The organism is Pseudomonas sp. RW409 (assembly GCF_003184125.1).
Lineage (GTDB): Bacteria > Pseudomonadota > Gammaproteobacteria > Pseudomonadales > Pseudomonadaceae > Aquipseudomonas > Aquipseudomonas chlororaphis_I.
Window position 1 is genome coordinate 520,471 of the sequence record NZ_QHHP01000033.1, and the last position, 25,953, is coordinate 546,423.

Genomic DNA, 25,953 nt, shown 5'->3' on the forward strand with positions numbered 1-25,953 from the left:
TACTTCTCCAGAGATCTGGTCGCTTAAATCCAGGAATGGCGAGCCGGCAGGGTGCCGTTCAGGTGGTAGGTGCCGACGGCGTGGTATTTCCAGCGCACCGGGTCGTGCAGGGTGTGGACCCGGGCGTTGCGCCAGTGCCGGTCGAGGTTGAATTCGGCGAGGGTGGCGCGGCTGCCGGCCAGCTCGAAGAGCTTTTCGCTGGCCAGCAGCGAGATCTCGGTGGTCAGCACCTTGGCTTCGGCCACGGCGATCGAGGCGCGGGCGGCGGACTCGACGCTGATCGGCGCGGCATTGACCTGGTCCAGCACCTGGCCGGCCTTGCGCAGCAGGGCTTCGGCGGCGTGCAGTTCGATTTTCAGCTTGCCGATGTCGGCGATTACATACAGGTCGTCGCTGGCCCGTTCGACGTTGGCGTCGACCCACGGCCGCGAGCGTTCCCGCACGAAGCTGATGGCGTCGTCGATGGCCGCGCGGGCGATGCCGGCGTCGATCGCTGCCTGGATCAGCTGCGACACGGCGCCCTGGATGTTCGGCGATTCGTTGATCCGCCAGTTGTCCACCACCAGGTCGGCATCGACCCGCACGTTGTTGAGCAAAATGGTGCCGCTGGCGGTGGTGCGCTGGCCGAAGCCCGACCAGTCGTCGACGATGCGCAGCCCCGGCGTGCCGCGCCGGACGAAGGCCAACACCTGCTTGCCGTCGTCGTTCAGCGCCTTGACCGCCACCCAGTGGGCGAACAGGGCGCCGGTGGAATAGAACTTCTGGCCATTGAGCAGATAACCGTCGCCGTCGGCGGTGATCCGCGCCTTGAGTTCCAGGGTGTTTTTGGTCCCGCGTTCCGGGCCGGCGTTACCGATGCGCCAGCCTTCCAGCACGCTCTGGAACAGCTGCTTTTTCTGCCGTTCGGTGGCGCTGCCGAGGATCAGGTTGAGAATGCCGAACTGGTTCTGCGGGATCTGTCCCAGGGCCGGGTCGGCCGCGGAAATGATCGCGAAGACTTCCGCCAGGGTGACGAAGGAAACCTGCGGGCCGCCGTATTCACGGGGGATGGCAATACTGCCCAGGCCACTGCGGGTGAAGTGTTCGATTTCCGCCCACGGCAGCTTGCGCTGCTGGTCGCGCCGGGCCGCCTGCTGGCGGGCGACGGTGGCCAGTTCATGGGCGGCTTGAAGGGCTTCTGCGTCGTTCAGCAGAACCCGTGCGGGCAACAACAGGGGGGCGACATCCAGATCGCTCTGGACATTTGCATCGGCCAGATTGGACATCAGTGCCACTCCTTGGCTGCACGCAATGCCCTGGCGATTTGCACTGGGGTGATTGTGTTCCGGACCATACCTACCTCACATCTTTGGAAGTGCCGCGCCGTGGCGGCGAAATCGGGTTCAAGAATGTCCGGTGGTCCGGTTCATATACCCTATGCGCGTATAAAAATTAAATAAACTAACTTTTAGGAATATGTATAGAAGGGGTTTACGTATACGGCAGGCAAGGGCTGCGAGGAGTAACGGGGGATGGATCCAGGGTTCCTGTAGCCGCTGGCGTAGCCTGCGATCGGCGGCGCAGCCGTCGTAAAACCGGGGCATGGGATTTGTCGGGCGGAACGCGGTGATGGGGTTGCGCCCGCTGCCCAGCCCTTGGCGGGCTCGGCAGCGAGGCACAGGTCAGGCCTGGGGATGGCCCGCGGTGAGGAACTTGCTGAGGAATTGCCGGGTGCGTTCTTCCCTGGGGTTGGCGAACAGCGCCTTGGCTTCGCCCTGTTCGACGATCACGCCCTTGTCGAAGAAGATCACCCGGTTGGCCACGTCGCGGGCGAAGCCCATTTCGTGGGTGACGATGACCATGGTGCGCTTCTCCTCGGCCAGGCCGCGGATGGTCGCCAGCACTTCGCCCACCAGCTCCGGGTCGAGGGCCGAGGTCGGTTCGTCGAACAGGATCACTTCCGGCTCCATCGCCAGCGCCCGGGCAATCGCCACGCGCTGTTGCTGGCCACCGGAGAGGCGCCGCGGGTAGGCGTCTTCCTTGCCCGCCAGCCCGACCTTGGCCAGCAGCCCGCGACCCAGGGCCAGCGCCTGTTCGCGGGGCGTCTTCTTCACCACCAGCGGCCCTTCGATGACGTTTTCCAGCGCGGTGCGATGGGGGAACAGGTTGAAGCTCTGGAACACGAAACCCACCTGCTGGCGCAGTTGCCGCACCAGGCCCTGCTGCTGGGTCAGCGGCCGGCTGCCATCGATTTCGATGTTGCCGACCTTGATCCGTCCGCTGGTAGGTTCTTCGAGAAAATTCAGGCAGCGCAAAAAGGTGGTCTTGCCCGAGCCGCTGGGGCCGATGATGGCGACCACCTCGCCTTCCGCCACCGTCAGGTCGATGCCATTGAGGACGGTCTGACCCTTGAACTGCTTCGTCAGTTTTTCAACCACAATCATGGGTTCAGGACTCCTGGTCGTGCCGATTGACCCGCTCTTCCAGTCGGTTCTGCAGGTGCGCCAGCACGCTGGCCAGAACCCAGTAGATCAGCGCGGCGGCAAGATACATGGTGAAGACTTCGAAGGTCCGGGCGGTGATCAGCTGCGCCTGGCGGAACAGTTCCGGGACCTGGATGGTGGCGGCCAGGGCGGTGTCCTTGACCAGCGAGATAAAGCTGTTGCCCAGGGGCGGCAGGGCCGTGCGCATGGCTTGCGGCAGGATCGCCCGGCGCAGGGTCTGGGCCCGGGTCATGCCGATGCTGGCCGCCGCTTCCCACTGCCCGCGCTCGATGGAGCCGATGGCCGCGCGCAGGATCTCGCAGGCATAGGCCGCCATGTTCAACGAGAAGCCGATCAGCGCCGCCGGCAGCGGGTCAAGCTCGATACCCAGCTGCGGCAAGCCGTAATAGATCACGAACAGTTGCACCAGCAACGGCGTGCCGCGAAAGAACGACACATAGACGCGGGCGATCCAGCTCAGCAGCTTGAAGCGCGACAGGCGCATCAGCGCCAGGGCGAACCCCAGCGCCAATCCGAAGAACATGCCACCGAGGCTGAGGATGATCGTGAAATACGCGCCCTTGAGCAGGAAGGGCGCGGAGTTCAGCAACAGCTGGGTGGTTTCGGCGATTTGCTGGCTCAACTGCGGGAAATACAGTTCGAACTGAAAACCTGCTTCCATTATTGAGTGACGTCAGCGTTGAAGTATTTTTCCGAGAGCTTTTTCAGCGTGCCGTCGGCGCGCAGTTCCTCGATTGCCTTGTTCACCGCGGCCAGCAGTTCGGGTTCGCCTTTGCGCAGGGCCACGCCGGCTTCCTGGCGGGAGAAGGGTTCGCCGGAAACGACCAGGGTGTCGTTGGTCTTCTTGATCAGTTCGAAGGCGGCCAGGCGGTCCACCAGGATCGCGTCGATACGGCCTACACGCAGGTCCTGGTACTTGGTCGGATCATCGTCGTAGGTCTTGATGATGGCTTTGGGCACGTTGTCCTTGAGCCATTGTTCGTAGTTGGTGCCCAGGCCGACACCGACCTTGTGCCCGGCCAGGTCGGCGGCGGTCTTGAACTTGCCTTCGTTCTTCTTCTGGGTCAGGGCCTGGATGCCGGAAACGGTGTAGGGGGTGGAGAAGTCGTATTTTTTCTTGCGCTCATCCGAGATGGTCACCTGGTTGATCACCGCGTCCAGGCGCTTGGACTCCAGGGCGGCGAGGATGCCATCCCATTTGGTCGGCTGCAGTTTGACCTTCACGCCCAGCTTCTGCGCCAGGGCTTCGGAAAACTCCACTTCGAAGCCGGCCAGCTTGCCGCTTTCGTCGACGTAGCTGAACGGTGGGTAAGTGCCTTCCAGGCCGACATTGATGGTGCCGGCGTCCTTGATTTTCTGCAGTTGCTCACCGGCAACCGCTTGCCCCAGCACCCCGGCACTCAGTGCCAGACCCAGCGAGCCAACGAGGATATTTCGACGTAGTGCGGAAAAAATCATGACAAGCCCCTGTGTTTTCTTATGAAGATGCGGTTAGGAAATGCAGGTCAATCGGTGAGCGGGAACGAGCGCCTTATCCTGCACTAAATGCAGCGTATGCGTCTCGCGGCAAATTCGCCTGCGGCGCGACTATAAGTGGCTGCTTATAGATGTAAAAATAATATAAATTCACATTGTTATTCTTTTTATAAATATAAAGTGCTCGGTCCCTGTAGCCGCTGCCGCAGGCTGCGATCGGCTGCGTAGCAGGCGCAAATCCGGCGAACGCGTCTCTTCCGATACGCCGCATATACAGGTTTACGACGGCTGCGCCGCCGAGCGCAGGCTGTGCCAGCGGCTACAGGCATTTATCAGGCAAACGATCCGGCATAAGCGAACAGCGCCGGCGCGCCGCCGGTGTGCAGGAAGATGATCGGGCCGTCGTCGAAGCGCTGGCGGCCGATGCCGTCGAGCAGGCCAGCCATGGCCTTGCCGGTGTAGACCGGGTCCAGCAGCAGGCCTTCCTGGCTCGCCAGCAGCTTCACCGCGGCCAGGGTGCCGGCATTCGGTTCGCCATAACGCGGGGCGAAATATTCGTCCCACAACTCCACCTTGAAGCTCTCCGGCAGCGCCACCCCGAGCAATTCGGCGGTGCGTTCGGCCAGGCCCTGGACCTTCGGTCGCTGCGCTTCGTCGGTGCGCGACACGGTGACGCCGATCACCGGCAACTGCGGCAACACTTCGCTCAAGGCCAGGGCCAGGCCGCTGTGGGTGCCAGCGCTGCCCGAGGCCAGGACCACGGCGGCGAAGTCGAGCCCGGTGTTGTTGATCTGCTCCGCCAGCTCCAGGCCGGCACGCACGTAACCCAGCGCGCCGAGGGCATTGGAGCCACCAATCGGCACCAGGTACGGCTGCTTGCCGCTGCTGCGCAGGCGCTCGGCCAGGGCCTGCAACTGCTCGTCGGCGTTGTCCAGGTTGTCCACCAGTTCGACCTTGGCGTCGAACAGGTCGAGCAGCAGGCGGTTGCCGTTGCCCAGGTAATTGCCGTCGTCGGTGCCGATGGGGTTTTCCAGCAGGGCGACGCAACCCAGGCCCAGCTTGGCAGCCAGGGCCGCGGTCTGGCGCACGTGGTTGGACTGGATGGCGCCGGCGGTAATCAGCGTGTCCGCGCCCTGGGCCAGCGCATCGGCGGCCAGGTATTCGAGTTTGCGCAGCTTGTTGCCGCCCATGGCCAGTGGCGTGGTGTCGTCGCGCTTGACGTAGACATCGCGGCCGAGCCAGGTGGACAGGCGTTCGAGTTTTTCCAGGGTGGTGGCACCGCCCAGCAGGTCGAGACGGTTAAAACGGTCGAGCTGTTGTTTGATCATGAGGCCGCACGGGTTGTCAGAGGTGTCAGGGACTATAGGCAGCGATATTTGCCGGGGCAACCGTCAATCGCTTATGCCAAAAGGTGATTAGGCCAGCACAATTAGTTCTTAATTTGGCCTGGGGCGCATACCGTAAAGTGGCGTCGTTTACGCGGCCAGACAGTCCGGCCGCCTGAGTGAGGAGTCCTATCGTGAGCGAGCGTTCCAGCCATTGGCAATTGCAGACCATAGTCGGTCAACTGCGTGATGCCCGCGACCAGTGGCGTACCCGCAACGGGCGGGTCAGCGGTGAGCAGGGCGGTCGGGAACTGCCGTCGCGCGCGGCCATGGCCGAGATTCTCGAAGCACTGTGCGGCGCCCTGTTCCCGATGCGCCTGGGCCCGGTGGACCTGCGCGAGGAAAGCGAAGATTTCTACGTCGGCCATACCCTGGACGCGGCCCTCAATTCGTTGCTCGCCCAGGCTCGCCTGGAGCTGCGTTACGCCGCGCGCCAGAGCGGCGAGTCGGACGACGACGTCAACGCCAGGGCCATCCGTATCATCCAGGACTTCGCCCTGGCCCTGCCGGGCCTGCGGGTGCTGCTCGATACCGATGTGCTGGCCGCCTACCACGGCGACCCGGCGGCGCGCAGCGTCGATGAAGTGCTGTTGTGCTACCCGGGCATCCTGGCGGTGATCCACCATCGCCTGGCCCACCATCTGTATCGCGCCGGTTTGCCGCTGCTGGCGCGGATCAGCGCGGAAATCGCCCACTCGGCCACCGGCATCGACATTCACCCCGGCGCGCAGATCGGCCGCAGTTTCTTCATCGACCACGGCACCGGTGTGGTGATCGGCGAAACCGCGATCATCGGCGAGCGCGTGCGCATCTACCAGGCCGTGACCCTGGGCGCCAAACGCTTCCCGGCGGACGAGGACGGCCAGTTGCAGAAGGGCCATCCGCGCCACCCGATCGTCGAGGACGACGTGGTGATCTACGCCGGCGCGACCATCCTCGGGCGCATCACCATCGGCAAGGGCTCGACCATCGGCGGCAATGTCTGGCTGACCCGCAGCGTGCCGGCCGGGTGCAATCTGACCCAGGCCAACCTGCAGCATGACGATGGGTCGCAGAAGTAAGAGTCTTCTGCGCCTGTTGGATTTTTCGCGGGCAAGCCTCGCTCCTACAGAAGAGGAATGTGTTCATCTGTAGGAGCGGCCGGTCGACGCTCGATTGCCCGCGATGCTTTTCAGTGGCTCACATGGCTGATGGCCATTCGCTTATTTAGCGCTGAACGATTCCCTCCGCGACACATCAGACCTTTCCTAAAACCTGCGAAATCAGGCGACCGCCGAGCCCGGCGATTAGTCCTTGCGCGCCTATCCGTGTTTAACTTGAACGCTTGTTCAAGTTAAACCGGCAGCTCGCTGCCCGCTCACAACAGGAGGCTTACCTTTGCTGAGTCCGATCTTTTCAGCCGCGTTTTACCCCCTCGAGGTGCACGTTTCATGAGTGCATCGTCCATTCCCGCCAGCGGCCTGATCCGCATGAATCCGCCGGTGTTCTACTTCGCCGCGAGCTTTATCCTGGCCTTCGGCCTGGTGGTCATTGCCCTGCCGGAACAAGCCGGCGCCTGGTTGCTGGCCGCGCAAAACTGGGCGGCCAATACGGTCGGCTGGTACTACATGCTGGCCATGACCCTGTACCTGATCTTCGTGGTGGTCACCGCCTTGTCCGGCTACGGCAAGATCAAGCTGGGTGCCGACCACGACGAACCCGAGTTCAGTTACCTGTCCTGGGCCGGCATGCTGTTCGCCGCCGGGATCAGCATCACGCTGTTTTTCTTCTGCGTCTCGGAACCTTTGACCCACATGCTGCAACCGCCCCAGGGCGAGGCCGGGACCGCGGACGCGGCGCGCCAGGCGATGCAGATTCTCTTCCTGCACTGGGGCCTGCACGGCTGGGGCGTGTTCGCCTTCGTCGGCATGGCCCTGGCGTATTTCGCCTACCGGCATAACCTGCCGCTGGCCCTGCGTTCGGCGCTGTACCCGCTGATCGGCAAGCGCATCAACGGCCCCATCGGTTACGCGGTGGATGGCTTCGGCATCATCGCCACGGTGTTCGGCCTCGGCGCCGACATGGGCTTTGGCGTGCTGCACCTCAACTCCGGCCTGGACTACTTGTTCGGCATCGCCCACACCCAGTGGGTCCAGGTGGGCCTGATCACCCTGATGATGGGCGCGGCGATCATCGTCGCGGTGTCCGGCGTCGACAAGGGCGTGCGGGTGATGTCCGACATCAACATGCTGCTGGCCTGTGCGCTGCTGTTGTTCGTGTTGTTCGCCGGCCCCACCCAGCACCTGCTCAACACTCTGATCCAGAACCTCGGCGATTACCTCGGTGCCCTGCCGACCAAGAGTTTTGATCTCTACGCCTATGACGAACCCAGCGACTGGCTGGGCGGCTGGACGGTCTTCTACTGGGCCTGGTGGATCGCATGGTCGCCGTTCGTGGGCCTGTTCATCGCACGGATTTCCCGTGGCCGGACCATCCGCGAATTCGTGTTCGGCGTGCTGCTGATCCCCCTGGGCTTCACCCTGGCCTGGATGTCGATCTTCGGTAACAGCGCCATCGACCAGGTGCTCAACCACGGCATGAGCGCGTTGGGCCTGTCGGCCATCGAGAACCCGTCGATGACGCTTTATCTGCTGCTGGAAACCTACCCCTGGAGCAAGACCGTCATCGCCGTGACGGTGTTCATCAGCTTCGTGTTCTTCGTCACCTCGGCCGACTCCGGCACCGTGGTGCTCTCGACCCTGTCGGCCAAGGGCGGTAACGCCGACGAAGACGGGCCGAAATGGCTGCGGGTGTTCTGGGGCGCGATGACCGCGCTGGTCACCAGCGCGCTGCTGTTCGCCGGCAGCATCGACTCGCTGAAGTCGGCGGTGGTGCTGACCTCGCTGCCGTTCTCGATGATCCTGCTGCTGATGATGTGGGGGCTGCACAAGGCCTTCTACCTCGAATCGCAGAAGCAGATCGCCCAGCTGCATTCGCTGGCGCCGGTGTCGTCAACCTCGCGTCGCGGCAAGGGCGGCTGGCGCCAGCGCCTGAGCCAGGCGGTGCATTTCCCGTCACGCGACGAGGTGTATCGCTTCCTCGACCAGACGGTGCGCCCGGCCATCGAAGAAGTGACCGCGGTGTTCGTCGAGAAAGGCCTGAACGTGATCACCCAGCCGGACCCGGCCAACGACAACGTCAGCCTGGAAATCGGCCATGGCGACCAGCATCCGTTCATCTATCAGGTGCAGATGCGCGGCTACTTCACCCCGTCCTTCGCCCGTGGCGGCATGGGGCCCAAGGAGATGCGCAACCGGCGTTACTACCGGGCCGAGGTGCACCTGGCCGAGGGTAGCCAGGACTATGACCTGATGGGCTACACCAAGGAGCAGATCATCAACGACATCCTCGACCAGTACGAACGGCATATGCAGTTCCTGCATCTGGTGCGTTGATCGGTGGCGGTGGCGTTTGTGCCACCGCCATCGCGGGCAAGGACTGGGCGTCCCCCTGCTCCTACAGAAGAAGATTTTCTGTAGGAGCAGGGGGACGCCCAGTCCTTGCCCGCGATCGGGGCCCTCAGGCCGGGCTCAATACCGTGAACAGCACCAGCGCCGCCACCGGCACGCCGAATACCACACTGCCGACCGCCAGCTCCGTACTCAGCGACTGGCCGGCGTGGACCATCCCCACCGCACCGTTGATCACCGTCAGCGCCAGCCACAGCACGACGAAGCTGTAGGCCAGGGTCTGGCGGCCGAGGCCGATCTTTTCGCCGATAAACAGCATCAGCGCCAGGAGGACCAGGCCGAAGGAGGTGATGATCGCGGTGTGCATGATGAAGTCCTCGCGGGCGGGATTCGGGGTTGGCCTAAAGGGCTATGGCGATTCAAAGCTCCCGACCTAGAGTGTGGTCGAGGGCGTGGCGTCCTGCTCCGCGAAACAGAATGTAGAACGACAAAAACGCCAGCAGCACCGGGTATTCCATGCCTCGGTCGATCCATGGCCAGGTGGGGCCGAGCAGGCCGGCGATGGTCAGCATCTGCACGCCCATCATGGCGGCGAGCAGGCGCGTCCCCAGGCCGAGGGCCAGGAGCAACCCGCCGACGCCTTCCAGGAGCGCCACGAACAGCGCGATCAACGCCGGCGCCGGCAAATGCAGGACGTTCTGGATCAGGTTGATCGAGGCCGCCATCGGGTCGGCCATCGAGCCATGGGCCTGGCCCAGCAATTTCGGCAGGCCGTGGCTGATCATGATCACGCCATAACAGACCCGCAGCAGTGCATAGGCCAGGGGCTCGCCAATGCGGTACAGCGGGGCGAGGGCCGGGATCAGCAGGGTGTTGCGTGGGGCTGGCGAGTCAGTGGTCGGGCGCATGGGATTCTCCGCGGGTAGGTCATTGGAAAGCATCGATAGCCCGTGGGTGAGGCGGCTCAGACGAGCCCGCCGTTGGCGCGCAGGATCTGCCCGTTGACCCAGGCGGCTGCCGGGCTGACCAGGAAGGCGATGACGTTGGCGATGTCTTCCGGCTGGCCGAGGCGCTCCAGGGGCGGCATCTTGGCGAAGTTCTGGATCTGCTCTTCGCTCTTGCCGTGCAGGAACAGTTCGGTGGCCACCGGGCCGGGGGCGACCGCGTTGACGGTGATGTCGCGACCGCGCAGTTCCTTGGCGAACACCTGGGTCAGGGACTCCACCGCCGCCTTGCTGGCGATGTACACCGCGTAGCCCGGCAGGTTGAGGCCGACGGTGCTGCTGGAGAAGTTGACGATGCGTCCGCCGGCGTTCAGGCGGCTGGCGGCTTCGCGCAGGGTGTTGAAGGTGCCGCGGGTGTTGATGGCGAAGGTCTGTTCGAACAGCTCGTCGCTGTGTTGCGCCAGTGGCAGGACCTTGAGGATGCCAGCGTTGTTGATCAGCACGTCGACCTTGCCCAGTTGGATTTCGGTCTCGTCGAACAAGCGGCGCACATCATCGGCATTGGCCACGTTGGCCTTGACCGCTATGGCCCGGTGGCCGGCCTGGCGCAGTTCCACCACCAGGGCCGAGGCTTCGGTGGCGCTGCTGGCGTAGTTGATGGCGACAGCAAAACCTTCGCTGGCCAGTTGCTTGGCGATGACCGCGCCGATGCCGCGGGAGGCGCCGGTCACGATGGCAACTTTCGAAGTCTGGGTAGTCATGGCGAATTTCCTTCTGGGAACAGTTGGGTGTGAAAGCAGGTTCACATGGTTGTCCAGAGTGATAAATGCGCCAGAGTTGGCTTGACTGTTCAATAATCGCCAACAATCAGCCGCCCTGGGAGCCAGTCATGGATCAAGTCAAAGCGATGAAAGTGTTCGTGCGGATCTACGAACGCAGCAGTTTCACCCTGGCCGCCGATGACCTGAACCTGCCGCGCGCCACCCTGACCCATACCCTCAATCAGTTCGAAGCCTGGCTCGGCACCCGCCTGCTGGAGCGCAGCACCCGCCGCGTGCGCCCGACCCTCGACGGCGAGGCCTATTACCTGCGCTGCATACAGTTGCTGGCGGAACTGGAAGAGGCCGAGCTGGCGTTTCGCACGGTGGCGCCGAAAGGGCGCTTGCGGGTCGACCTGCATGGCACGTTGGCCAAGTACTTCGTGATTCCGGCCTTGCCCGAATTCATGGCGCGCTATCCGGAGATCGAGCTGTCCGTCAGCGAGGCCGATCGTTTTGTCGACCTCATCGCCGAAGGCGTGGACTGCGTGCTGCGCGCCGGCACTTTGGGGGACTCGTCGCTGATCGGCCGGCGCGTGGCCAGCCTGCAGCAGATCACCTGTGCCAGTCCGGCGTACCTGCGCAAATACGGTGAGCCGAAGAGCCTCGACGAGCTGTCGCGGCACCGGGCGGTGAACTATGTCTCGCGCACCACCGCCAAGCAGTTTCCTTTCGAATTCATGGTCGATGGCGAACTGCGGGAAGTCGCCATCGAGGGCGCGCTGTCGGTGTTCGGCGCCGAGATCTACGCCGCCTCGGCCGTGGCCGGGCTGGGCATCATCCAGTGCCCGCGCTATCGCATGGTGCAGCAGATTTTCCAGGGGCTGGTGCAGGAAATCCTCACCGACACGCCGCCACCGCCCATGCCGGTTTCCGTGCTGTACCCGCACAACCGCCAGATGTCGCCACGGGTGCGGGTGTTCGTCGACTGGCTGGCGGAGGTTTTCGCCAGGGCAGTTTGAGCAGTGCCAGGGCGACGCCGGTCATCGCCGCTTTCTGTATTGATTGTCTGAATGTGTATAGTGTGTATTGTTCGCCTTCGGCTGGGTATTGTGGTTTTTCGGGACGTATCGAAAGGACACGGCAATGCGCAGTCGGGAACTGATCAGGATGATCGAGGAGGACGGGGGTATCTGATCGCGGTCAAAGGCAGTCATCACCAATACAAGCATCTGCACAAGCCGGGACGGGTCACTATCCCTCACCCGGATGCGGATCTGCCCAGGGGCACGATCCACAGCATCTTGAAACAGGCGGGCCTGAAATGAGGCCGGCCTTGAACGAAGAGGTCAACGAGATGAAATTCCCGGTCGTGCTGCACAAGGATGCCGACTCCGGATATGGAGTGATCGTCCCCGATGTGCCGGGCTGTTTTTCCGCCGGTCATACCGCTGCGCAAGCCTTCGAGAATGTGAAAGAGGCCCTGTCGCTGCATTATGAAGGCCTGGTCGCCGATGGTGAGCCGCTGCCCCAGGTGCATGAGGTCGACGTGCATATCGACAATCCCGATTACGCCGGTGGCGTGTGGGGGGTGATCGAGTTCGACATCACGCCTTACTTCGGCAAGGCGGTGCGTTTCAATGCGACGTTGCCGGAGCAACTGTTGGAGCGCATCGACCAGACGGTGAAGCGCGACCAGCGCTACCGTTCGCGCTCGGGCTTTCTCGCGGCAGCGGCATTGCGCGAACTCTCCGCCTAGGCATTACCCGTCCCCATGGTCCTCATGGGGGCATGCCTGGCCTCTGCCCCTCGGCAGTTTTCCTGTACCGCCCAGGCTTGGGAGCCTTCGGTTCGGCCCGGCAGAGCGGTGTTTTACCGTCTATAAACAACTGATGCAGCGCCTTGTTCGAGGCCGTACTCCTGGTTTTTCCAGGCAGCACCGGCAGCGACAGGGCCCTGTGTTTACAGGGTTTCCCCCGCATTCCCACCTTCAGCCAGCGTTGCCATTAACCGGGAATTTGTTTCGATTGAGACTGCCTCTGAGCGACGATTTCGTACTGTGCTACGTGGTACGTAATAAAATATTCTAGTCGTCATATTTTTCATTCGGTTTTTTCTGGTCATTCCTCCTCGGCAGCAGGTTCTGTCCGTCAGCAGGCGCCGGATCGTTTCAGTCATTCACCGATCTGAAGTGGCCGCGATCTCGCCTGGGCGTATGCTGGGCAACTTTCAGGCGTTCCGCTGATTCAGATGTTGCGAGGGCAACTTGCCCTGCACCAATGTGCATGTGCTTAAACCTGGGTGTTCAGGATCAATAGAGAGGGTTCGATGACTTACCTTGCTGCCGAAAACCGCTACGACTCCATCCCCTACCGCCGCGTCGGACGCAGTGGCCTGGTGCTGCCGGCGCTGTCCCTGGGCCTGTGGCACAACTTCGGCGACAGCACGCCGATCGACACCCAGCGTTCGTTGCTGCGCACCGCCTTCGACCTGGGCATCAACCACTTCGACCTGGCCAACAACTACGGCCCGCCCTATGGCAGTGCCGAGATCAATTTCGGCCGCCTGCTACGGGAAGACTTCAAGCCGTATCGCGACGAGCTGATCATCTCCAGCAAGGCCGGCTGGGACATGTGGCCCGGTCCCTACGGCCAGGGCGGCGGCTCGCGCAAGTACGTGCTGGCCAGCCTCGACCAGAGCCTGCAGCGCCTGGGCCTCGACTATGTGGATATCTTCTATTCCCACCGCTTCGACCCGGACACCCCGCTGGAAGAAACCGCCAGCGCCCTGGCCACCGCGGTGCAGCAGGGCAAGGCGCTGTACATCGGCATCTCGTCCTATTCCGGGGTGAAAACCCGCGAGATCGCGGCCCTGCTCAAGGAATGGAAAGTGCCGCTGCTGATCCACCAGCCGGCCTATAACCTGCTCAACCGCTGGGTGGAAAAAGACCTGCTGGACACCACCGACGAACTCGGCGCCGGGGTGATCGCCTTCACGCCATTGGCCCAGGGCCTGCTGACCGACAAATACCTCAATGGCATTCCCGAGGACGCACGGGTCAATCGCCCGGGCGGTGGTTCGCTGCAAGCCGCGCACCTGTCCGAAGCCAACCTTGCTCATGTGCGCGCCCTCAACGAAATCGCCAAGCGTCGCGGCCAGAGCCTGGCGCAACTGGCTCTGGCCTGGACCCTGCGCGACCCACGGGTGACCTCGGCCCTGATCGGCGCCAGCCGGCCGGAGCAGATCGTCGAGAATGTCGGTGCATTGCAGAACCTGAGCTTCAGTGCGGAAGAACTGGCGGAGATCGATCGTTTCGCCCGGGAAGGCGGGATCAATCTGTGGGAGAAGCCTTCAACCGCCGAATAGAGCCAGCCGTCATGTTGTGAGGCTGTCGCGGCTTCTGTAGGAGTCAGGCTTGCCGGCGATCGAGGCGGTGAGTGGTGTCAGGCATACCGCTATCGCGAGCAAGCTTCGCTCCTACAGGCCTGCGGCGGTTCAGACCTCGAGCGGCAGCCAGGGGTTGATAACGATCAGCCCGGTGTCGGTGAAATCCTTGGTGTTACGAGTGGCGATCGCGGCGTCGTGGACCCGGCATATCGCTGCAATTTGCGCATCCACCAGATTGATCGGCTGGCCTGATCTTTCGCGATGCGAGACCAGATGCGCGTAGTAAAGAGCCGCTTGGGTTCCGAAGGGCACGATGCGGTCGATGAAGTCTTCCTCGAACATAGCCAGCGCCGATGCATGCAGCGTCTGTTTGCGCTTGCCGTGGGGCAGGCGCGCGATACCGTGGAGAATCTCGGCCATGGTCATGGCGCTGATGTAGAGGTCCTCGACGGGTTGCGCTTCGATCCACAACAACACCGAGGCGTCCGGCTGAGGACGCATCAGCTCCGACAGCACATTGGTATCGAGCACTATCATTCATTCAGGTCCGCTACGCGCGGGGGCTCGGTGCGCTCGGGAAGTTCCAGTTCCACTCCACCGGCCTCGGCAAAGCGTGCCCGGATACGGCTACCCAGGCCCTGACTGTCGGCTGTCCTACTCAGGGCTCGGCGCAAAATCAATCGAGCTTCTTCTTCCATGGAATGACCATTGTGAGCGGCCTCGATGCGCAGGCGTTCTTTGATGTGGTCGTCCAGATTACGGATCGTAAGGCTGGCCATGGGCTCCTCCGAATGAAATCAATGAAATCATTGATAGCATAACGGCGAGTCATTGGAGGAGGGCAACCGCTGGTCGTTTGGGTTCGCCTCGATCACTGGCAAGCACCACTGAAGCCGTGAGCTTGCTGATGATCATGGTTTATCGAAAAAACGGCACATCCCCAAGAATCGTCGCGCGGTGCATCACGCGGCGTTGCGGGCGGTAGTCGTCGACGGCGTAGTGCTGGGTCACGCGGTTGTCCCAGAAGGCCACGTCGTGGGTCTGCCAGCGCCAGCGGATGGTGAATTCCGGGCGGGTGGCGTGGGCGAACAGCAGTTTCAGGATGACTTCGCTTTCGCTGTCCGACAGCTCGTTGATCCTGGTCGTGAAACCTTCGTTGACGAACAGCGACTTGCGTCCGCTGACCGGGTGGGTGCGGATCACCGGGTGCGACAGCGGCGGGTTTTTCCGCTTGGCTTCTTCCCAGCGCGCCAGGTCCTCCGGGGTATTGCCGAAGCGCTCCAGGGGGAATGACTTGATGAACTCGTGAGTCGCGGTCAGGCCCTGCAGCAGGTTCTTCATCGGCTCCGAGAGCGCCTCATAGGCCGCGATGCCGCTGGCCCACAGGGTGTCGCCGCCGTAGGCCGGCAACAGCTTGGCGCTGAGCACCGCGCCCAGGGCCGGGGTCGGCAGGAAGGTCACGTCGGTGTGCCAGATGGCGTTGTCGCGCACGTCGATTTGCGCGGTGTCGAGGATCAGCACTTCCGGCTGTTCCGGCACGTTGGGGTAGATCGGATGGATGTGCAGGTCGCCAAAGTTCGCCGCGAAGCGCGCCTGCTGCTGCGGGTCGATCGGCTGGTCACGGAAGAACAGCACCTGATGCTGCAGCAGTGCCTGCTCGATGGCATCGCGCTGTTCGCTGGCCAGTGGCTGGCTGATGTCGACGCCACCGATCTGGGCGCCCAGGGCGGAGCTTAAAGGGGTGATGGTCAGGCTCATGTCGTTCTCGAATGGAGCGCCGAATTGCCGGCGTGGTCAGTTTTGTCTGTAAGAAATCTTGCCCGCTACCTCTGTAGCCGCTGCCGAGCTTTGGCGAGGCTGCGATCGAGCGCAAAGCGCTCGCAAAACCTGGCGCCGCGGTATTCCAGATACAACGCGTCAGGCGGGTTGCGCCTGCTGCGCAGCCTCGCCGGGGCTCGGCAGCGGCTACAGGGGTAGCGGGGTTTCAATGGGCCTGGCCATGCCAGGGCACCAGCTTGCGCTGCAGGGCGCGCAGGCCCATTTCCATGGCGAAGGCGATCAGGGCGATGACCAGGATCCCCAGCACCACCACATCGGTGACCAGGAACTGCGCCGCGGACTGCACCATGAACCCCAGGCCACTGGTGGCGGCGATCAGTTCGGCGGCGACCAGGGTCGACCAGCCCACCCCAAGGCCGATGCGCACGCCGGTGAGGATGTCCGGCAGGGCGCTGGGCAGGATCACATGGCGAATCAGCTGGGCCCGGGTCGCACCCAGGGACTGCGCGGCGCGCAGCCGGGTCGGGTCCACGGTGCGCACGCCGGTGGCGGTGGCGATAGCGATCGGGGCGAAAATTGCCAGGTAGATCAGCAGCACCTTGGACAGCTCGCCGATGCCGCACCAGATGACGATCAGCGGCAGGTAGGCCAGGGGTGGAATCGGCCGGTAGAACTCGATCAGCGGGTCCAGCACGCCACGGGCGATGCGGTTATGGCCGATGGCGATGCCCACCGGGATCGCGGTCAGTACGGCAAAACCCAGGGCCAGGCCGATGCGTCCGAGACTCGCGCCCAGGTGCTGCCACAGGGTGGAATCCATGTAGCCGCTGGTCACCAGCAACCAGCCCTTTTGCAGCACGGCGGAAGGTGGCGGCAGGAACAGCGGCTCGATCAGGCCGCTGGCCGTCACCGCCCACCACAGGGCGAGCAGCACCACCAGGGTCAGCACGCTGATCCAGCGGGTGCTCAGGCTGCGGCGCAGGGGCGCGGCAGTGTGCGGGGTCGCGGCTTTGGTCGTGGTGGCCGGAAGGTCGTAGCTGTTCATGCGCGCTCCTGCCGCAAGACGGCACTGCGTTGGGAGAACACCCGGGCCAGCACGTGTTCGCGGGTTTCGATAAAGCGCGGGTCGGACTTGATTGCCCGGGCCGATTCGCCGGCCGCGTAACGCTGGCCGAAGTCCAGGCTCAGGCGCTCGACGATCTGCCCCGGGTTGGGCGCCAGCAGGATCAGGTCGGTGGCGAGGAACACCGCTTCCTCGATGTCGTGGGTAATCAGGAACACCGGCTTGGCGGTGCGTTGCCAGACTTGCAGCAACAGCTCCTGCATCTGTTCGCGGGTGAAGGCATCGAGGGCGCCGAAGGGCTCGTCCATCAGCAGCACCCGCGGGTCAGCGGCCAGGGCGCGGGCCAGGCCCACGCGCTGGCGTTGTCCGCCGGAGAGCTGCCAGATGCGCCGCTTGTCGAAGCCGGCCAGGTCCACCAGCGCCAACATTTCCCGGGCGCGGGCTTCACGTTGGTCGCGGGCGGTGCCGGCCAGTTCGAGGCCGAAGCTGACGTTGGCCAGTACGTCCTGCCAGGGCAGCAGGGCATCATCCTGGAACACCACGCCGCGTTCGGCGCTCGGGCCGGCAACCGGCACGCCGTCCAGGGTGATGCGCCCGGCGCTGGGTTCGACGAAGCCGGCGATCAGGTTCAACAGTGAAGTCTTGCCACTGCCGGATGGGCCGAGGGCGACCAGCAACTGCTGTGGCCCGAGCGTCAGGGAAATATCCGCCAGCACCGGTTCGGCGGCGCCGGGGTACTGTGCGCTGATGCGCTCCAGTTGTAGCAAAGCCATGACGGCGCGCTCCTTGTTCAAATGCAGCCTTTGTCGAGGTGAGACGCTGTACGAGAGGCGCCGGGCCTGGGCCCGGCGACCTCTGCGGCGAACCTTCAGTGGGTGATGTATTTGGCGCTGACGTACGGCGCGTAGTCCGGCAGTACCGCCTCGACCTTGCCTTGTTCCTTGAGGAACGCCGCGGTGTCGGTGATGGCCTTGGTGGTCGGCGCGCCAAGGCTGATGACCTGGTCGGCCGCCAGTGGGTAGACGTTGCCCCGCAACAGCAGCGGAATGTCGCTGGCCTTGGCGCCGGAGAGTTTCACCAGCTTGTCGACGTTGCTCTGCTCGGCCAGCCAGGCTTTTGGGTCCTTGCGGTAGTCGGCGTAGGCGTCGAGGGTCACCTTGGCGAAGGCGGTGACGATTTGCGGGTGCTTCTCGGCGAAGTCCTTGCGCACGATCCAGGCGTCGAAGGTCGGCGCGCCGAACTGGGCCAGTTCGCCGGAGGTGATCAGCACCTTGCCGTTTTCCTTGGCCACGCCCAGCGCCGGGTCCCAGACGTAGGTGGCGTCGATGTCGCCGCGTTTCCAGGCGGCGATGATCGCCGGTGGCGCCAGGTTGAGAATCTGTACTTTCGCCGGGTCGATTTTCCAGTGCTTGAGCGCGGCCAAGAGGCTGTAGTGGCCGGTGGAAACGAAGGGCACGGCGACTTTCTTGCCGACCAGGTCCTGGGGCGTCTTGATCCCGGATCCGTCGCGGGCCACCAGGGCCTCGGCGGCGCCGATCTGGGTGGCGATAAGGAAGGTTTCCACCGGCACCTTGCGGGTGATCGCAGCGGTCAGCGGGCTGGAGCCGAGGTAGCCGATCTGCACGTCACCCGAAGCGATGGCGGCGATGATGTCGGCGCCGTTGTCGAACTTGCGCCAGTCGATCTTGGCCTGGGTGACCTTTTCATAGGTGCCGTCGGCCTGGGCGACTTTCGCTGGATCGACGGTGGTCTGGTAGGCGACGGTGACGTCGGCTGCCTGGGCGAAGAAGCTCGCGGTGGCCAGGGACACGGCCGCCAGGAGGCGGAGGGGAAGGTGCAGTTTCATCATGAAGCTCCTCAACAGGCGGCCAAGTGTGGACGTGGTAGGAGACTAAATGATCTAAGAATCTAAAAATAAATAACTTTTTAGAATTAGCTTAAAAGAGGAATCTTCTAAAGAAAGCACTTTTTGAAGGGGAGCGCTTTGCGCTCCATCGCGAGCAAGCTCGCTCCTACGCATTGATCTTGTGTAGGAGCGAGGCTTGCCCGCGATAAGCGCCGCAGACGCTTAGTTGCTGATCGCCAAGATACTCGCCTGATACGAGCCGACAAATACGTCGAAATCGCCGACTTCGTTCTGTTCCAGCTCGGCCTGTTGCAGCAGGGAGTTGCGCGCCGCTTCTTCGAAACGCGCCTGGTCTTCCTTGCTCAGGGACTCGCTGCGGAAGAACTCGGCATGGGCCAGGCTCTGGCGCAGGGAGAACTGGCTGAAGCTTTCCTTGTGTTCCTGCATGGCGGCCAGGACCTGGGCCGAAGGCGTCAGGGACGAATCCTTGACCTTGGCCAGCTGGGCGTCCAGCGCCTTGCTGTGGGCGTCGCTGCCGTGGCTGCGGTCGAGCAGGGCGGCCAGCGGCGCGATCTTTTCCAGCAGTTCGCCGGCCCATTCCTTGAGGTCCACCAACTGTCCCTGGCGCAGCAGGTGCAGGCCCGGGCGACGACCTTCCTTGACCACCTTGAGGAAGTTCGAGGTGGCGTTGCCGCACTCGTTGTTCTCCAGCAGCGGGCTTTCGTTGAGCGCGCAATACAGCAGGAAGGCGTCGAGGAAACGGGCTTCCTGTACGTCGATGCCCATCGGCAGGAACGGGTTGATGTCCAGGCAACGGACTTCGACGTACTGGATGCCGCGAGCCATCAGCGCCTGGATCGGCCGCTCGCCGGTGTAGGTCACGCGTTTCGGGCGGATGTTGGAGTAGTACTCGTTTTCGATCTGCAGGATGTTGGTGTTGAGCTGGACCCACTCACCGTCCTGGTGGGTGCCGATCTCCACATAAGGCGCGTACGGCGTGGCGACGGCCTTGCGCAGGCTGTCGGTGTAGCTGTTCAGGTCGTTGTAGCAAGGGGTCAGGCCGGCCTGGGCGTTGCTCTGGTAGCCCAGGTCGCTCATGCGCAGGCTGGTGGCGTACGGCAGGTACAGGGTCTCGGCGTCCAGCTGTTCCAGCTGGTGCGCGCGACCGCGCAAGAAGCCTGCGTCCAGCGCCGGCGAGGCGCCGAACAGGTACATCAGCAGCCAGCTGTAGCGGCGGAAGTTGCGGATCAGCGCGATGTACGCCGACGACTGATAGTCGCGGTCGCTGCCGACGAAGCCTTCGGCCTGCTTGAGCAGCGGCCAGAGCTGCTCCGGCAGGGAAAAGTTGTAGTGGATCCCGGCGATGCACTGCATGGTCTTGCCGTAACGCAGGGCCAGGCCCTTGCGGTACACATACTTGAGCTGGCCGATGTTGGAGGTGCCGTAATAGGCGATCGGGATGTCTTCCTCGGCCGGCAACGGGCACGGCATCGATGGACTCCACAGGTACTCGTTGCCGAGCTTGCTGTAGGCGAAACGGTGAATCTTGTCGAGGCTGGCCAGGGTGTCCGCCGGATCGGGCAGGGCTGGGGTGATGAACTCCAGCAGCGACTCGGAATAGTCGGTGGTGATCTGTTCGTTGGTCAGCGCGGAACCCAGTTCTTCCGGGTGCGGAGTCTGGGCCAGGCGCGCTTCGCCGGTCACGCGCAGGCATTCGCGCTCGATACCGTGCAGGCACTGCTCGAGCAGAGAGAGGTTAGCGCGCTCGCCGAGCAGAGCCAGGCGGCGGTTGAGAAGTTCGCTCAAGTTGGATTCCTTCACGCGTCAGTCGCCCCAATATGGGGGTGGGCAGGACGGTCTACAAGGGTGAAGTTGAAACTGGCGTTTTCGCCTGGTCGTTGAGCCGGCATGGCCCGATTTTGCAAGCACCACACTTCATCCCTGAATCTGGCTTTAGCGCAGGCAGAAAACTCCGACGCCGCTTTCGCAGCGCCGAAATTAACTCAAATCGATGACGGGGAGCTAGGTCTGTCGATGTTCGAAGGCGGGCCGCGTCGCTAGCGGACGAATTGGCGTCGCGGCTGTCACCAAAGGGTTCCTCAGAGGACCGCGAAGGTGCCTTGTGCCTTGGCGACCAGTTTGTCGCCTTGCATCACATCGGCCTCGACCACCAGGGTGCGGCGGCCCGGGTGGAGCACCCGGGCGTGGCAGATCACGTCGCCCTCGGCGACGGCGCGGATGTAGTTGATCTTGCACTCGATGGTCGCGCTCTGCTGGTCGAAGCCGTGGGAACTGGAACAGGCCAGCCCCATGGCGATATCGACCAGGCTGAAGATCGCCCCGCCGTGCAGCTTCTGGCCACGATTGCGCAACTGCGGCGTCAGCGTCAGGGCGACGTCGGCTTCACCGACCTCCAGGCGCTGCAGACGGCAGCCGAGCAGTTGGCTGAACGCGCTTTCGGTCAAGCCGGCCGGGATCTCCATCAGCGTTTCTTCAACTGCTTGGCGTTGGCGAACAGCGACGCCATGGCGTTGTTGGTCGGGGCCGCGGCCACGCTTTCCTTGCGCGGGGCGCTGTTGCCCGACGAGCGCGGTGCCGAGCCTGGACGCGAACCACGAGCGCCGTCGATCTTCTCGCCCGGGGTGTCGCTCATGCGCATCGACAGGCCGACGCGTTTGCGCGGGATGTCGACTTCCATGACCTTGACCTTGACCACATCGCCGGCCTTCACCGCTTCACGCGGGTCCTTGATGAACTTCTCCGACAGTGCCGAGATGTGCACCAGGCCGTCCTGGTGCACGCCGATGTCGACGAAGGCACCGAAGTTGGTGACGTTGGTCACCACGCCTTCGAGGATCATCCCCAGTTGCAGGTCCTTGAGGTCTTCGACGCCTTCCTGGAACTCGGCGGTCTTGAACTCGGGGCGCGGGTCGCGGCCGGGCTTGTCCAGTTCCTGGAGGATGTCGGTGACGGTCGGCAGGCCGAAGGTCTCGTCGGTGAACTTCTTCGGATCCAGGCGCTTGAGGAAGCCGCTGTCGCCGATCAGCGAACGGATGTCGCGGTCGGTCTCGGCGGCGATGCGCTGCACCAGCGGGTAGGCTTCCGGGTGCACCGCGGACGCATCCAGCGGGTTGTCGCCGTTCATCACGCGCAGGAAGCCGGCGGCCTGTTCGAAGGTCTTTTCACCCAGGCGGGCGACCTTCTTCAGCGCGGCGCGGGTCTTGAACGCACCGTTTTCATCGCGGTGGCTGACGATGTTCTGCGCCAGGGTGGTGTTGAGGCCGGAGATCCGTGCCAGCAGGGCCACCGAAGCGGTGTTGACGTCCACGCCGACGGCGTTCACGCAGTCCTCGACCACCGCATCCAGGCCACGGGCCAGCTTCAGCTGCGACACGTCGTGCTGGTACTGGCCGACGCCGATGGATTTCGGATCGATCTTCACCAGCTCGGCCAGCGGGTCCTGCAGGCGGCGGGCGATGGACACCGCGCCACGGATCGATACGTCGAGGTCGGGGAATTCCTTGGCCGCCAGTTCCGACGCCGAGTACACCGAAGCACCGGCCTCGGAGACCATGACCTTGGTCATGCGCATGGCCGGGTATTTCTTGATCAGTTCGGCGGCCAGCTTGTCGGTTTCACGGCTGGCGGTGCCGTTGCCGATGGCAATCAGGTCCACCGAGTGCTTGGCGCACAGCGCGGCCAGCACGGCGATGGTCTGGTCCCACTTGTTGTGCGGGACGTGCGGGTAAACGGTGGCGTGGTCCAGCAGCTTGCCGGTGGCATCCACCACCGCGACCTTGCAGCCGGTACGCAGGCCCGGGTCGAGGCCCAGGGTCGCGCGCGGGCCGGCCGGAGCGGCCAGCAGCAGGTCGTGCAGGTTGTGGGCGAAGACGTTGATCGCCTCGGTTTCGGCGTTGTCGCGCAGCTCGCCCAGCAGGTCGGTTTCCAGGTGGGTGTAGAGCTTGACCTTCCAGGTCCAGCGCACCACTTCGCCGAGCCATTTGTCCGCCGGGCGGTTCTGGTTCTGGATGCCGACGTGCTGGCCGATCATGCCTTCGCACGGGTGCATGGTGCCCGGCAGTTCGTCGCCGACTTTCAGCGCGGAACTGAGGATGCCTTCGTTGCGGCCACGGAAAATCGCCAGGGCGCGGTGCGACGGCATGCTCTTCAGTGGTTCGTCATGTTCGAAGTAATCGCGGAACTTGGCGCCTTCCTCTTCCTTGCCGGCGATCACGCGGGCACTGAGGGTGGCTTCCTGCTTGAGGAAATTACGCAGTTTGTCCAGCAGGCTGGCGTCTTCGGCGAAGCGCTCCATGAGGATGTACTTGGCGCCTTCGAGGGCGGCCTTCACATCGGCCACGCCTTTTTCCGCGTCGACGAAGCGTGCGGCTTCGCTTTCCGGGGTCAGGCTCGGGTCGTTGAACAGGCCGTCCGCCAGTTCGCCAAGGCCGGCTTCCAGGGCGATCTGGCCCTTGGTGCGGCGCTTTTGCTTGTACGGCAGGTAGAGGTCTTCGAGGCGGGTCTTGGTGTCGGCGAGCTTGATGTCACGGGCCAATTCCGGGGTCAGCTTGCCTTGCTCCTCGATGCTGGCGAGGATGCTGATGCGCCGTTCGTCGAGTTCTCGCAGGTAGCGCAGGCGCTCTTCCAGATGACGCAGTTGGGTGTCATCGAGGCTGCCGGTCACTTCCTTACGGTAGCGGGCGATGAAGGGCACGGTGGAGCCTTCATCCAATAGAGCGACGGCCGCTTCGACCTGTTGTGGGCGTACACCGAGTTCCTCGGCAATGCGGCTGTTGATGCTGTCCATAAAACCACCTGACAAATTGTGAAAGCAGGCTCGCCGGCACGGAAAATTGGGCTCGGCGAGTCTGGTTGAGCGGCCTGGCGTGCGCCGCTGCCTGGATCAAAAGGCTGCCTGTTGACCCGTGAAATCGAACAATTACTGCCTGGCCGGGAAAAATAAAAAATGGCCACGGGCGATAACGATCAGACGTTGCCTGACACAAAAGGCGGCGCATTATAACCAGCGTTCCAGTCTTCGGGGGTATCGGCCCGGTGGCGGCCGACGGCGGGTTTTCTGGCGGTCGAGGAAAAATCTGCTAACAATGCACACGGTGCGTATAACGGCAGCTACGCCATAATGCGCACCGAGATAAAAGGAGCATCTGATGAGCAGCACTGCACAAACTGCCGAAGGCGAAAAAATTCTTATCGTTGACGACGACCCGGGGCTGAGCAGCCTGCTGGAGCGCTTCTTCGTCAGCAAGGGCTACCGTGCCCGCGCGGTTCCCAACACCGAGCAGATGGACCGTCTGCTGGGTCGCGAAGTCTTCAACCTGGTTGTCCTCGACCTGATGCTGCCTGGCGAAGACGGCCTGACCGCGTGCCGCCGCCTGCGCAGTGCGAACAACCAGATCCCGATCATCATGCTTACTGCCAAGGGCGACGAGCTGAGCCGCATCAAGGGCCTGGAACTGGGCGCCGACGATTACCTGGCCAAGCCGTTCAACCCCGACGAACTGATGGCGCGGGTCAAGGCCGTGCTGCGTCGTCAGTCGGCTCCGGTGCCGGGCGCGCCGGGCAGCGAAGACGAAAACGTCACCTTCGGCGACTACGAGTTGTCCCTGGCCACCCGCGAACTCAAGCGCGGCGCCGAAGTGCACATGCTCACCACCGGCGAGTTCGCGGTGCTCAAGGCCCTGGTGATGAACGCTCGCCAGCCGCTGACCCGCGACAAGCTGATGAACCTGGCCCGTGGCCGCGAGTGGGATGCCCTGGAGCGTTCCATCGACGTGCAGATCTCCCGCCTGCGCCGGATGATCGAGCCCGATCCGTCCAAGCCGCGTTATATCCAGACGGTCTGGGGCGTGGGTTATGTGTTCGTGCCGGATGGCACCACCACCAAGTGACCGATGATTTGTAGGAGCGAGCGCCCGGGCCGGCAAACGACCCGGGCGCTCGCATTCCGCAACTCTGCGAGCGCGACTCGCTCCTGCAAAGCGTGTAATGGCTGTTTATGAAAACCCCGCTGTGGTTCCCGCAAAGCTTCTTCTCCCGCACCCTCTGGCTGGTGCTGATCGTGGTGCTGTTCTCCAAGGCGCTGACCCTGGTTTATCTGCTGATGAACGAGGACGTGCTGGTAGACCGCCAGTACAGCCACGGCGTGGCCCTGACCCTGCGCGCCTATTGGGCCGCCGACGAATCCAACCGCGACCAGATCGCCGAGGCCGCCGGGCTGATCAAGGTAGTCGGCAGCGGTGTGCCGGCGGGCGAGCAGCATTGGCCCTATAGCGAGATTTATCAGCGGCAGATGCAGGCCGAATTGGGCGCCGACACTGAAGTGCGCCTGCGCATGCACGCCCCGCCGGCGCTCTGGGTGCGCGCACCGAGCTTGGGCGATGGCTGGCTGAAAGTGCCGCTGTATCCGCATCCGTTGCGGGGGCAGAAGATCTGGAGTGTGCTCGGCTGGTTCCTGGCGATCGGCCTGTTGTCCACGGCCTCGGCGTGGATCTTTGTCAGCCAGCTCAACCAGCCCCTCAAGCGCCTGGTCTATGCCGCCCGGCAACTGGGGCAGGGGCGCAGCGTGCGCCTGCCGATCAGCGATACGCCGAGCGAGATGACCGAGGTGTACCGCGCCTTCAACCAGATGGCCGAGGATGTGGAGCAGGCCGGACGCGAACGCGAGCTGATGCTGGCAGGGGTGTCCCACGACCTGCGCACGCCGTTGACTCGCCTGCGCCTGTCGCTGGAGTTGATGGGCAGCCACAACGACCTGACCGACGACATGGTCCGCGACATCGAAGACATGGACGCGATTCTCGACCAGTTCCTGGCCTTTATCCGCGACGGCCGCGACGAGTCGGTGGAGGAGGTCGATCTCAGTGACCTGGTGCGTGAAGTGGCGGCACCCTACAACCAGAACGACGAGAAGGTGCGCCTGCGCCTGGAGCCGATCCCGCCATTCCCGTTGCGCCGGGTATCGATGAAACGCCTGCTGAACAACCTGATCGGCAACGCGCTGAACCACGCGGGGACGGAAGTCGAAGTGGCGGCCTATGTGTCGGGCGACACCAGCGCGCCTTATGTGGTGCTGAGCGTGATGGACCGTGGCGCGGGCATCGACCCGTCGGAGCTGGAGGCGATCTTCAACCCCTTCACCCGCGGCGACCGTGCCCGGGGCGGCAAGGGTACCGGCCTGGGCCTGGCCATCGTCAAGCGGATCGCCTCGATGCACGGCGGCAATGTCGAACTGCGCAACCGCGCCGATGGCGGCCTGGAGGCGCGGGTGCGGTTGCCGTTGGGGTTGTTGTTGCCCAGGGATGCGGTTTGAAGGCAGCTACAAGCGGCAAGCTAAAAGCTGCAAGTGAGGAGTCGCTTTTCTCT

General features: G+C 63.5%; 24 protein-coding genes and 1 pseudogene. 8 read left to right on the plus strand and 17 right to left on the minus strand.

From position 1 onward, the window contains the following. Positions 1–23 precede the first annotated feature (23 nt). From DK261_RS15600 to DK261_RS15620, 5 genes are all read right to left on the minus strand, one after another. The gene (locus DK261_RS15600) at positions 24–1,265 is read right to left on the minus strand and encodes an SfnB family sulfur acquisition oxidoreductase (RefSeq protein ID WP_110175946.1); all 1,242 of its coding nucleotides are present in this window, start codon (positions 1,263–1,265) and stop codon (positions 24–26) included. 396 nt (positions 1,266–1,661) lie between these two features. Next, positions 1,662–2,423: an L-cystine ABC transporter ATP-binding protein TcyN gene (tcyN, locus tag DK261_RS15605; RefSeq protein WP_016702551.1), complete on the minus strand. Its 762-nt coding sequence runs from the start codon at positions 2,421–2,423 to the stop codon at positions 1,662–1,664. Between the two features lie 4 nt (positions 2,424–2,427). Next, on the minus strand, positions 2,428–3,093 hold the full coding sequence (gene tcyL / locus DK261_RS15610) for a cystine ABC transporter permease (RefSeq protein ID WP_085533779.1): 666 nt from the start codon (positions 3,091–3,093) through the stop codon (positions 2,428–2,430). A gap of 50 nt (positions 3,094–3,143) precedes the next feature. After that, positions 3,144–3,941, minus strand: coding sequence for a cystine ABC transporter substrate-binding protein (gene tcyJ, locus DK261_RS15615; protein ID WP_110175947.1), 798 nt, complete (start codon positions 3,939–3,941; stop codon positions 3,144–3,146). 350 nt (positions 3,942–4,291) lie between these two features. After that, positions 4,292–5,287 (minus strand): D-cysteine desulfhydrase, encoded by a 996-nt coding sequence (locus tag DK261_RS15620; RefSeq protein WP_110175948.1) that lies wholly within the window; start codon positions 5,285–5,287, stop codon positions 4,292–4,294. A gap of 191 nt (positions 5,288–5,478) precedes the next feature. On the opposite strand from DK261_RS15620, the gene epsC reads away from it, so the two are divergent. Both epsC and betT read left to right on the plus strand, forming a co-directional pair. Then, positions 5,479–6,405: a serine O-acetyltransferase EpsC gene (epsC, locus tag DK261_RS15625; RefSeq protein WP_009046442.1), complete on the plus strand. Its 927-nt coding sequence runs from the start codon at positions 5,479–5,481 to the stop codon at positions 6,403–6,405. 408 nt (positions 6,406–6,813) lie between these two features. Beyond that, positions 6,814–8,778, plus strand: a complete 1,965-nt coding sequence (gene betT / locus DK261_RS15630; RefSeq protein WP_164485207.1) for a choline transporter BetT — start codon at positions 6,814–6,816, stop codon at positions 8,776–8,778. Positions 8,779–8,902: 124 nt separating this feature from the next. Here the strand turns inward: betT and DK261_RS15635 are convergent, their stop codons facing one another. The 3 genes from DK261_RS15635 to DK261_RS15645 are packed head-to-tail and all read right to left on the minus strand — an operon-like array spanning position 8,903 to position 10,498. After that, complete coding sequence (locus DK261_RS15635) at positions 8,903–9,160, minus strand: hypothetical protein (RefSeq protein ID WP_009046444.1); 258 nt, start codon at positions 9,158–9,160, stop codon at positions 8,903–8,905. Positions 9,161–9,212: 52 nt separating this feature from the next. Next, positions 9,213–9,701: a DoxX family protein gene (locus DK261_RS15640; RefSeq protein WP_016702554.1), complete on the minus strand. Its 489-nt coding sequence runs from the start codon at positions 9,699–9,701 to the stop codon at positions 9,213–9,215. Between the two features lie 56 nt (positions 9,702–9,757). Then, a complete protein-coding gene (locus tag DK261_RS15645) occupies positions 9,758–10,498 on the minus strand; it encodes an SDR family oxidoreductase (RefSeq protein WP_009046448.1) in 741 nt (246 codons plus the stop codon). 128 nt (positions 10,499–10,626) lie between these two features. On the opposite strand from DK261_RS15645, the gene DK261_RS15650 reads away from it, so the two are divergent. The 4 genes and pseudogenes from DK261_RS15650 (at position 10,627) to mgrA (ending at position 13,861) form a co-directional block, all read left to right on the plus strand. Beyond that, entirely contained in the window at positions 10,627–11,517 is an 891-nt protein-coding gene (locus tag DK261_RS15650) for a LysR family transcriptional regulator (RefSeq protein ID WP_110175949.1), read from the plus strand. Positions 11,518–11,641: 124 nt separating this feature from the next. Further along, positions 11,642–11,823 (plus strand): annotated as a pseudogene (locus tag DK261_RS15655) (type II toxin-antitoxin system HicA family toxin). Between the two features lie 29 nt (positions 11,824–11,852). After that, a complete protein-coding gene (locus DK261_RS15660) occupies positions 11,853–12,254 on the plus strand; it encodes a type II toxin-antitoxin system HicB family antitoxin (protein WP_009046450.1) in 402 nt (133 codons plus the stop codon). Between the two features lie 569 nt (positions 12,255–12,823). Then, entirely contained in the window at positions 12,824–13,861 is a 1,038-nt protein-coding gene (gene mgrA / locus DK261_RS15665; protein ID WP_016702559.1) for an L-glyceraldehyde 3-phosphate reductase, read from the plus strand. Positions 13,862–13,990: 129 nt separating this feature from the next. Here mgrA and DK261_RS15670 read toward each other — a convergent pair whose 3' ends face one another. The 9 genes from DK261_RS15670 to DK261_RS15710 form a co-directional block, all read right to left on the minus strand. After that, positions 13,991–14,419, minus strand: a complete 429-nt coding sequence (locus DK261_RS15670) for a type II toxin-antitoxin system VapC family toxin (RefSeq protein WP_023970008.1) — start codon at positions 14,417–14,419, stop codon at positions 13,991–13,993. Next, positions 14,416–14,661 (minus strand): plasmid stabilization protein, encoded by a 246-nt coding sequence (locus DK261_RS15675; protein ID WP_016702561.1) that lies wholly within the window; start codon positions 14,659–14,661, stop codon positions 14,416–14,418. The genes DK261_RS15670 and DK261_RS15675 overlap by 4 nt, the downstream gene beginning before the upstream one ends. A gap of 139 nt (positions 14,662–14,800) precedes the next feature. Further along, a complete protein-coding gene (gene tauD / locus DK261_RS15680; RefSeq protein WP_016702562.1) occupies positions 14,801–15,640 on the minus strand; it encodes a taurine dioxygenase in 840 nt (279 codons plus the stop codon). Positions 15,641–15,866: 226 nt separating this feature from the next. Beyond that, a complete protein-coding gene (tauC, locus tag DK261_RS15685; protein ID WP_009046455.1) occupies positions 15,867–16,706 on the minus strand; it encodes a taurine ABC transporter permease TauC in 840 nt (279 codons plus the stop codon). Further along, positions 16,703–17,497: a taurine ABC transporter ATP-binding subunit gene (tauB, locus tag DK261_RS15690; RefSeq protein WP_110175950.1), complete on the minus strand. Its 795-nt coding sequence runs from the start codon at positions 17,495–17,497 to the stop codon at positions 16,703–16,705. The genes tauC and tauB overlap by 4 nt, the downstream gene beginning before the upstream one ends. Positions 17,498–17,592: 95 nt before the next feature. After that, positions 17,593–18,570, minus strand: coding sequence for a taurine ABC transporter substrate-binding protein (gene tauA / locus DK261_RS15695; protein ID WP_110175951.1), 978 nt, complete (start codon positions 18,568–18,570; stop codon positions 17,593–17,595). A 222-nt stretch (positions 18,571–18,792) separates the two neighbouring features. Beyond that, entirely contained in the window at positions 18,793–20,376 is a 1,584-nt protein-coding gene (gene gshA, locus DK261_RS15700; RefSeq protein WP_009046458.1) for a glutamate--cysteine ligase, read from the minus strand. Between the two features lie 293 nt (positions 20,377–20,669). Further along, the gene (locus DK261_RS15705; RefSeq protein WP_009046459.1) at positions 20,670–21,053 is read right to left on the minus strand and encodes a PaaI family thioesterase; all 384 of its coding nucleotides are present in this window, start codon (positions 21,051–21,053) and stop codon (positions 20,670–20,672) included. Continuing rightward, the gene (locus DK261_RS15710) at positions 21,053–23,377 is read right to left on the minus strand and encodes a Tex family protein (protein WP_028683843.1); all 2,325 of its coding nucleotides are present in this window, start codon (positions 23,375–23,377) and stop codon (positions 21,053–21,055) included. Before DK261_RS15710 ends, DK261_RS15705 begins: the two co-directional genes overlap by 1 nt. Positions 23,378–23,738: 361 nt before the next feature. Between DK261_RS15710 and ompR the strand changes: the two genes are divergently transcribed. Together ompR and DK261_RS15720 are read left to right on the plus strand one after the other, a co-directional pair. Further along, positions 23,739–24,479: a two-component system response regulator OmpR gene (gene ompR, locus DK261_RS15715; protein ID WP_007925257.1), complete on the plus strand. Its 741-nt coding sequence runs from the start codon at positions 23,739–23,741 to the stop codon at positions 24,477–24,479. A gap of 107 nt (positions 24,480–24,586) precedes the next feature. Beyond that, positions 24,587–25,900 carry an ATP-binding protein gene (locus DK261_RS15720; protein WP_009041700.1) on the plus strand — a complete coding sequence of 438 codons (1,314 nt, stop codon included), beginning with the start codon at positions 24,587–24,589 and terminating at the stop codon, positions 25,898–25,900. Positions 25,901–25,953: the final 53 nt, after the last annotated feature.

Bases quoted from the DNA above. Each gene is read 5' to 3' on its own strand.
- tcyN (WP_016702551.1), bottom strand. From the start codon at position 2,423: ATGATTGTGGTTGAAAAACTGACGAAGCAGTTCAAGGGTCAGACCGTC.
- tauD (WP_016702562.1), bottom strand. From the start codon at position 15,640: ATGAGCCTGACCATCACCCCTTTAAGCTCCGCCCTGGGCGCCCAGATC.
- mgrA (WP_016702559.1), top strand. From the start codon at position 12,824: ATGACTTACCTTGCTGCCGAAAACCGCTACGACTCCATCCCCTACCGC.
- DK261_RS15640 (WP_016702554.1), bottom strand. From the start codon at position 9,701: ATGCGCCCGACCACTGACTCGCCAGCCCCACGCAACACCCTGCTGATC.
- DK261_RS15720 (WP_009041700.1), top strand. From the start codon at position 24,587: ATGAAAACCCCGCTGTGGTTCCCGCAAAGCTTCTTCTCCCGCACCCTC.
- tauB (WP_110175950.1), bottom strand. From the start codon at position 17,497: ATGGCTTTGCTACAACTGGAGCGCATCAGCGCACAGTACCCCGGCGCC.
- tauA (WP_110175951.1), bottom strand. From the start codon at position 18,570: ATGAAACTGCACCTTCCCCTCCGCCTCCTGGCGGCCGTGTCCCTGGCC.
- betT (WP_164485207.1), top strand. From the start codon at position 6,814: ATGAATCCGCCGGTGTTCTACTTCGCCGCGAGCTTTATCCTGGCCTTC.
- DK261_RS15635 (WP_009046444.1), bottom strand. From the start codon at position 9,160: ATGCACACCGCGATCATCACCTCCTTCGGCCTGGTCCTCCTGGCGCTG.
- ompR (WP_007925257.1), top strand. From the start codon at position 23,739: ATGAGCAGCACTGCACAAACTGCCGAAGGCGAAAAAATTCTTATCGTT.
- DK261_RS15710 (WP_028683843.1), bottom strand. From the start codon at position 23,377: ATGGACAGCATCAACAGCCGCATTGCCGAGGAACTCGGTGTACGCCCA.
- tcyJ (WP_110175947.1), bottom strand. From the start codon at position 3,941: ATGATTTTTTCCGCACTACGTCGAAATATCCTCGTTGGCTCGCTGGGT.
- DK261_RS15660 (WP_009046450.1), top strand. From the start codon at position 11,853: ATGAAATTCCCGGTCGTGCTGCACAAGGATGCCGACTCCGGATATGGA.
- DK261_RS15620 (WP_110175948.1), bottom strand. From the start codon at position 5,287: ATGATCAAACAACAGCTCGACCGTTTTAACCGTCTCGACCTGCTGGGC.
- DK261_RS15675 (WP_016702561.1), bottom strand. From the start codon at position 14,661: ATGGCCAGCCTTACGATCCGTAATCTGGACGACCACATCAAAGAACGC.
- DK261_RS15645 (WP_009046448.1), bottom strand. From the start codon at position 10,498: ATGACTACCCAGACTTCGAAAGTTGCCATCGTGACCGGCGCCTCCCGC.
- tauC (WP_009046455.1), bottom strand. From the start codon at position 16,706: ATGAACAGCTACGACCTTCCGGCCACCACGACCAAAGCCGCGACCCCG.
- DK261_RS15705 (WP_009046459.1), bottom strand. From the start codon at position 21,053: ATGGAGATCCCGGCCGGCTTGACCGAAAGCGCGTTCAGCCAACTGCTC.
- DK261_RS15600 (WP_110175946.1), bottom strand. From the start codon at position 1,265: ATGTCCAATCTGGCCGATGCAAATGTCCAGAGCGATCTGGATGTCGCC.
- DK261_RS15670 (WP_023970008.1), bottom strand. From the start codon at position 14,419: ATGATAGTGCTCGATACCAATGTGCTGTCGGAGCTGATGCGTCCTCAG.
- DK261_RS15650 (WP_110175949.1), top strand. From the start codon at position 10,627: ATGGATCAAGTCAAAGCGATGAAAGTGTTCGTGCGGATCTACGAACGC.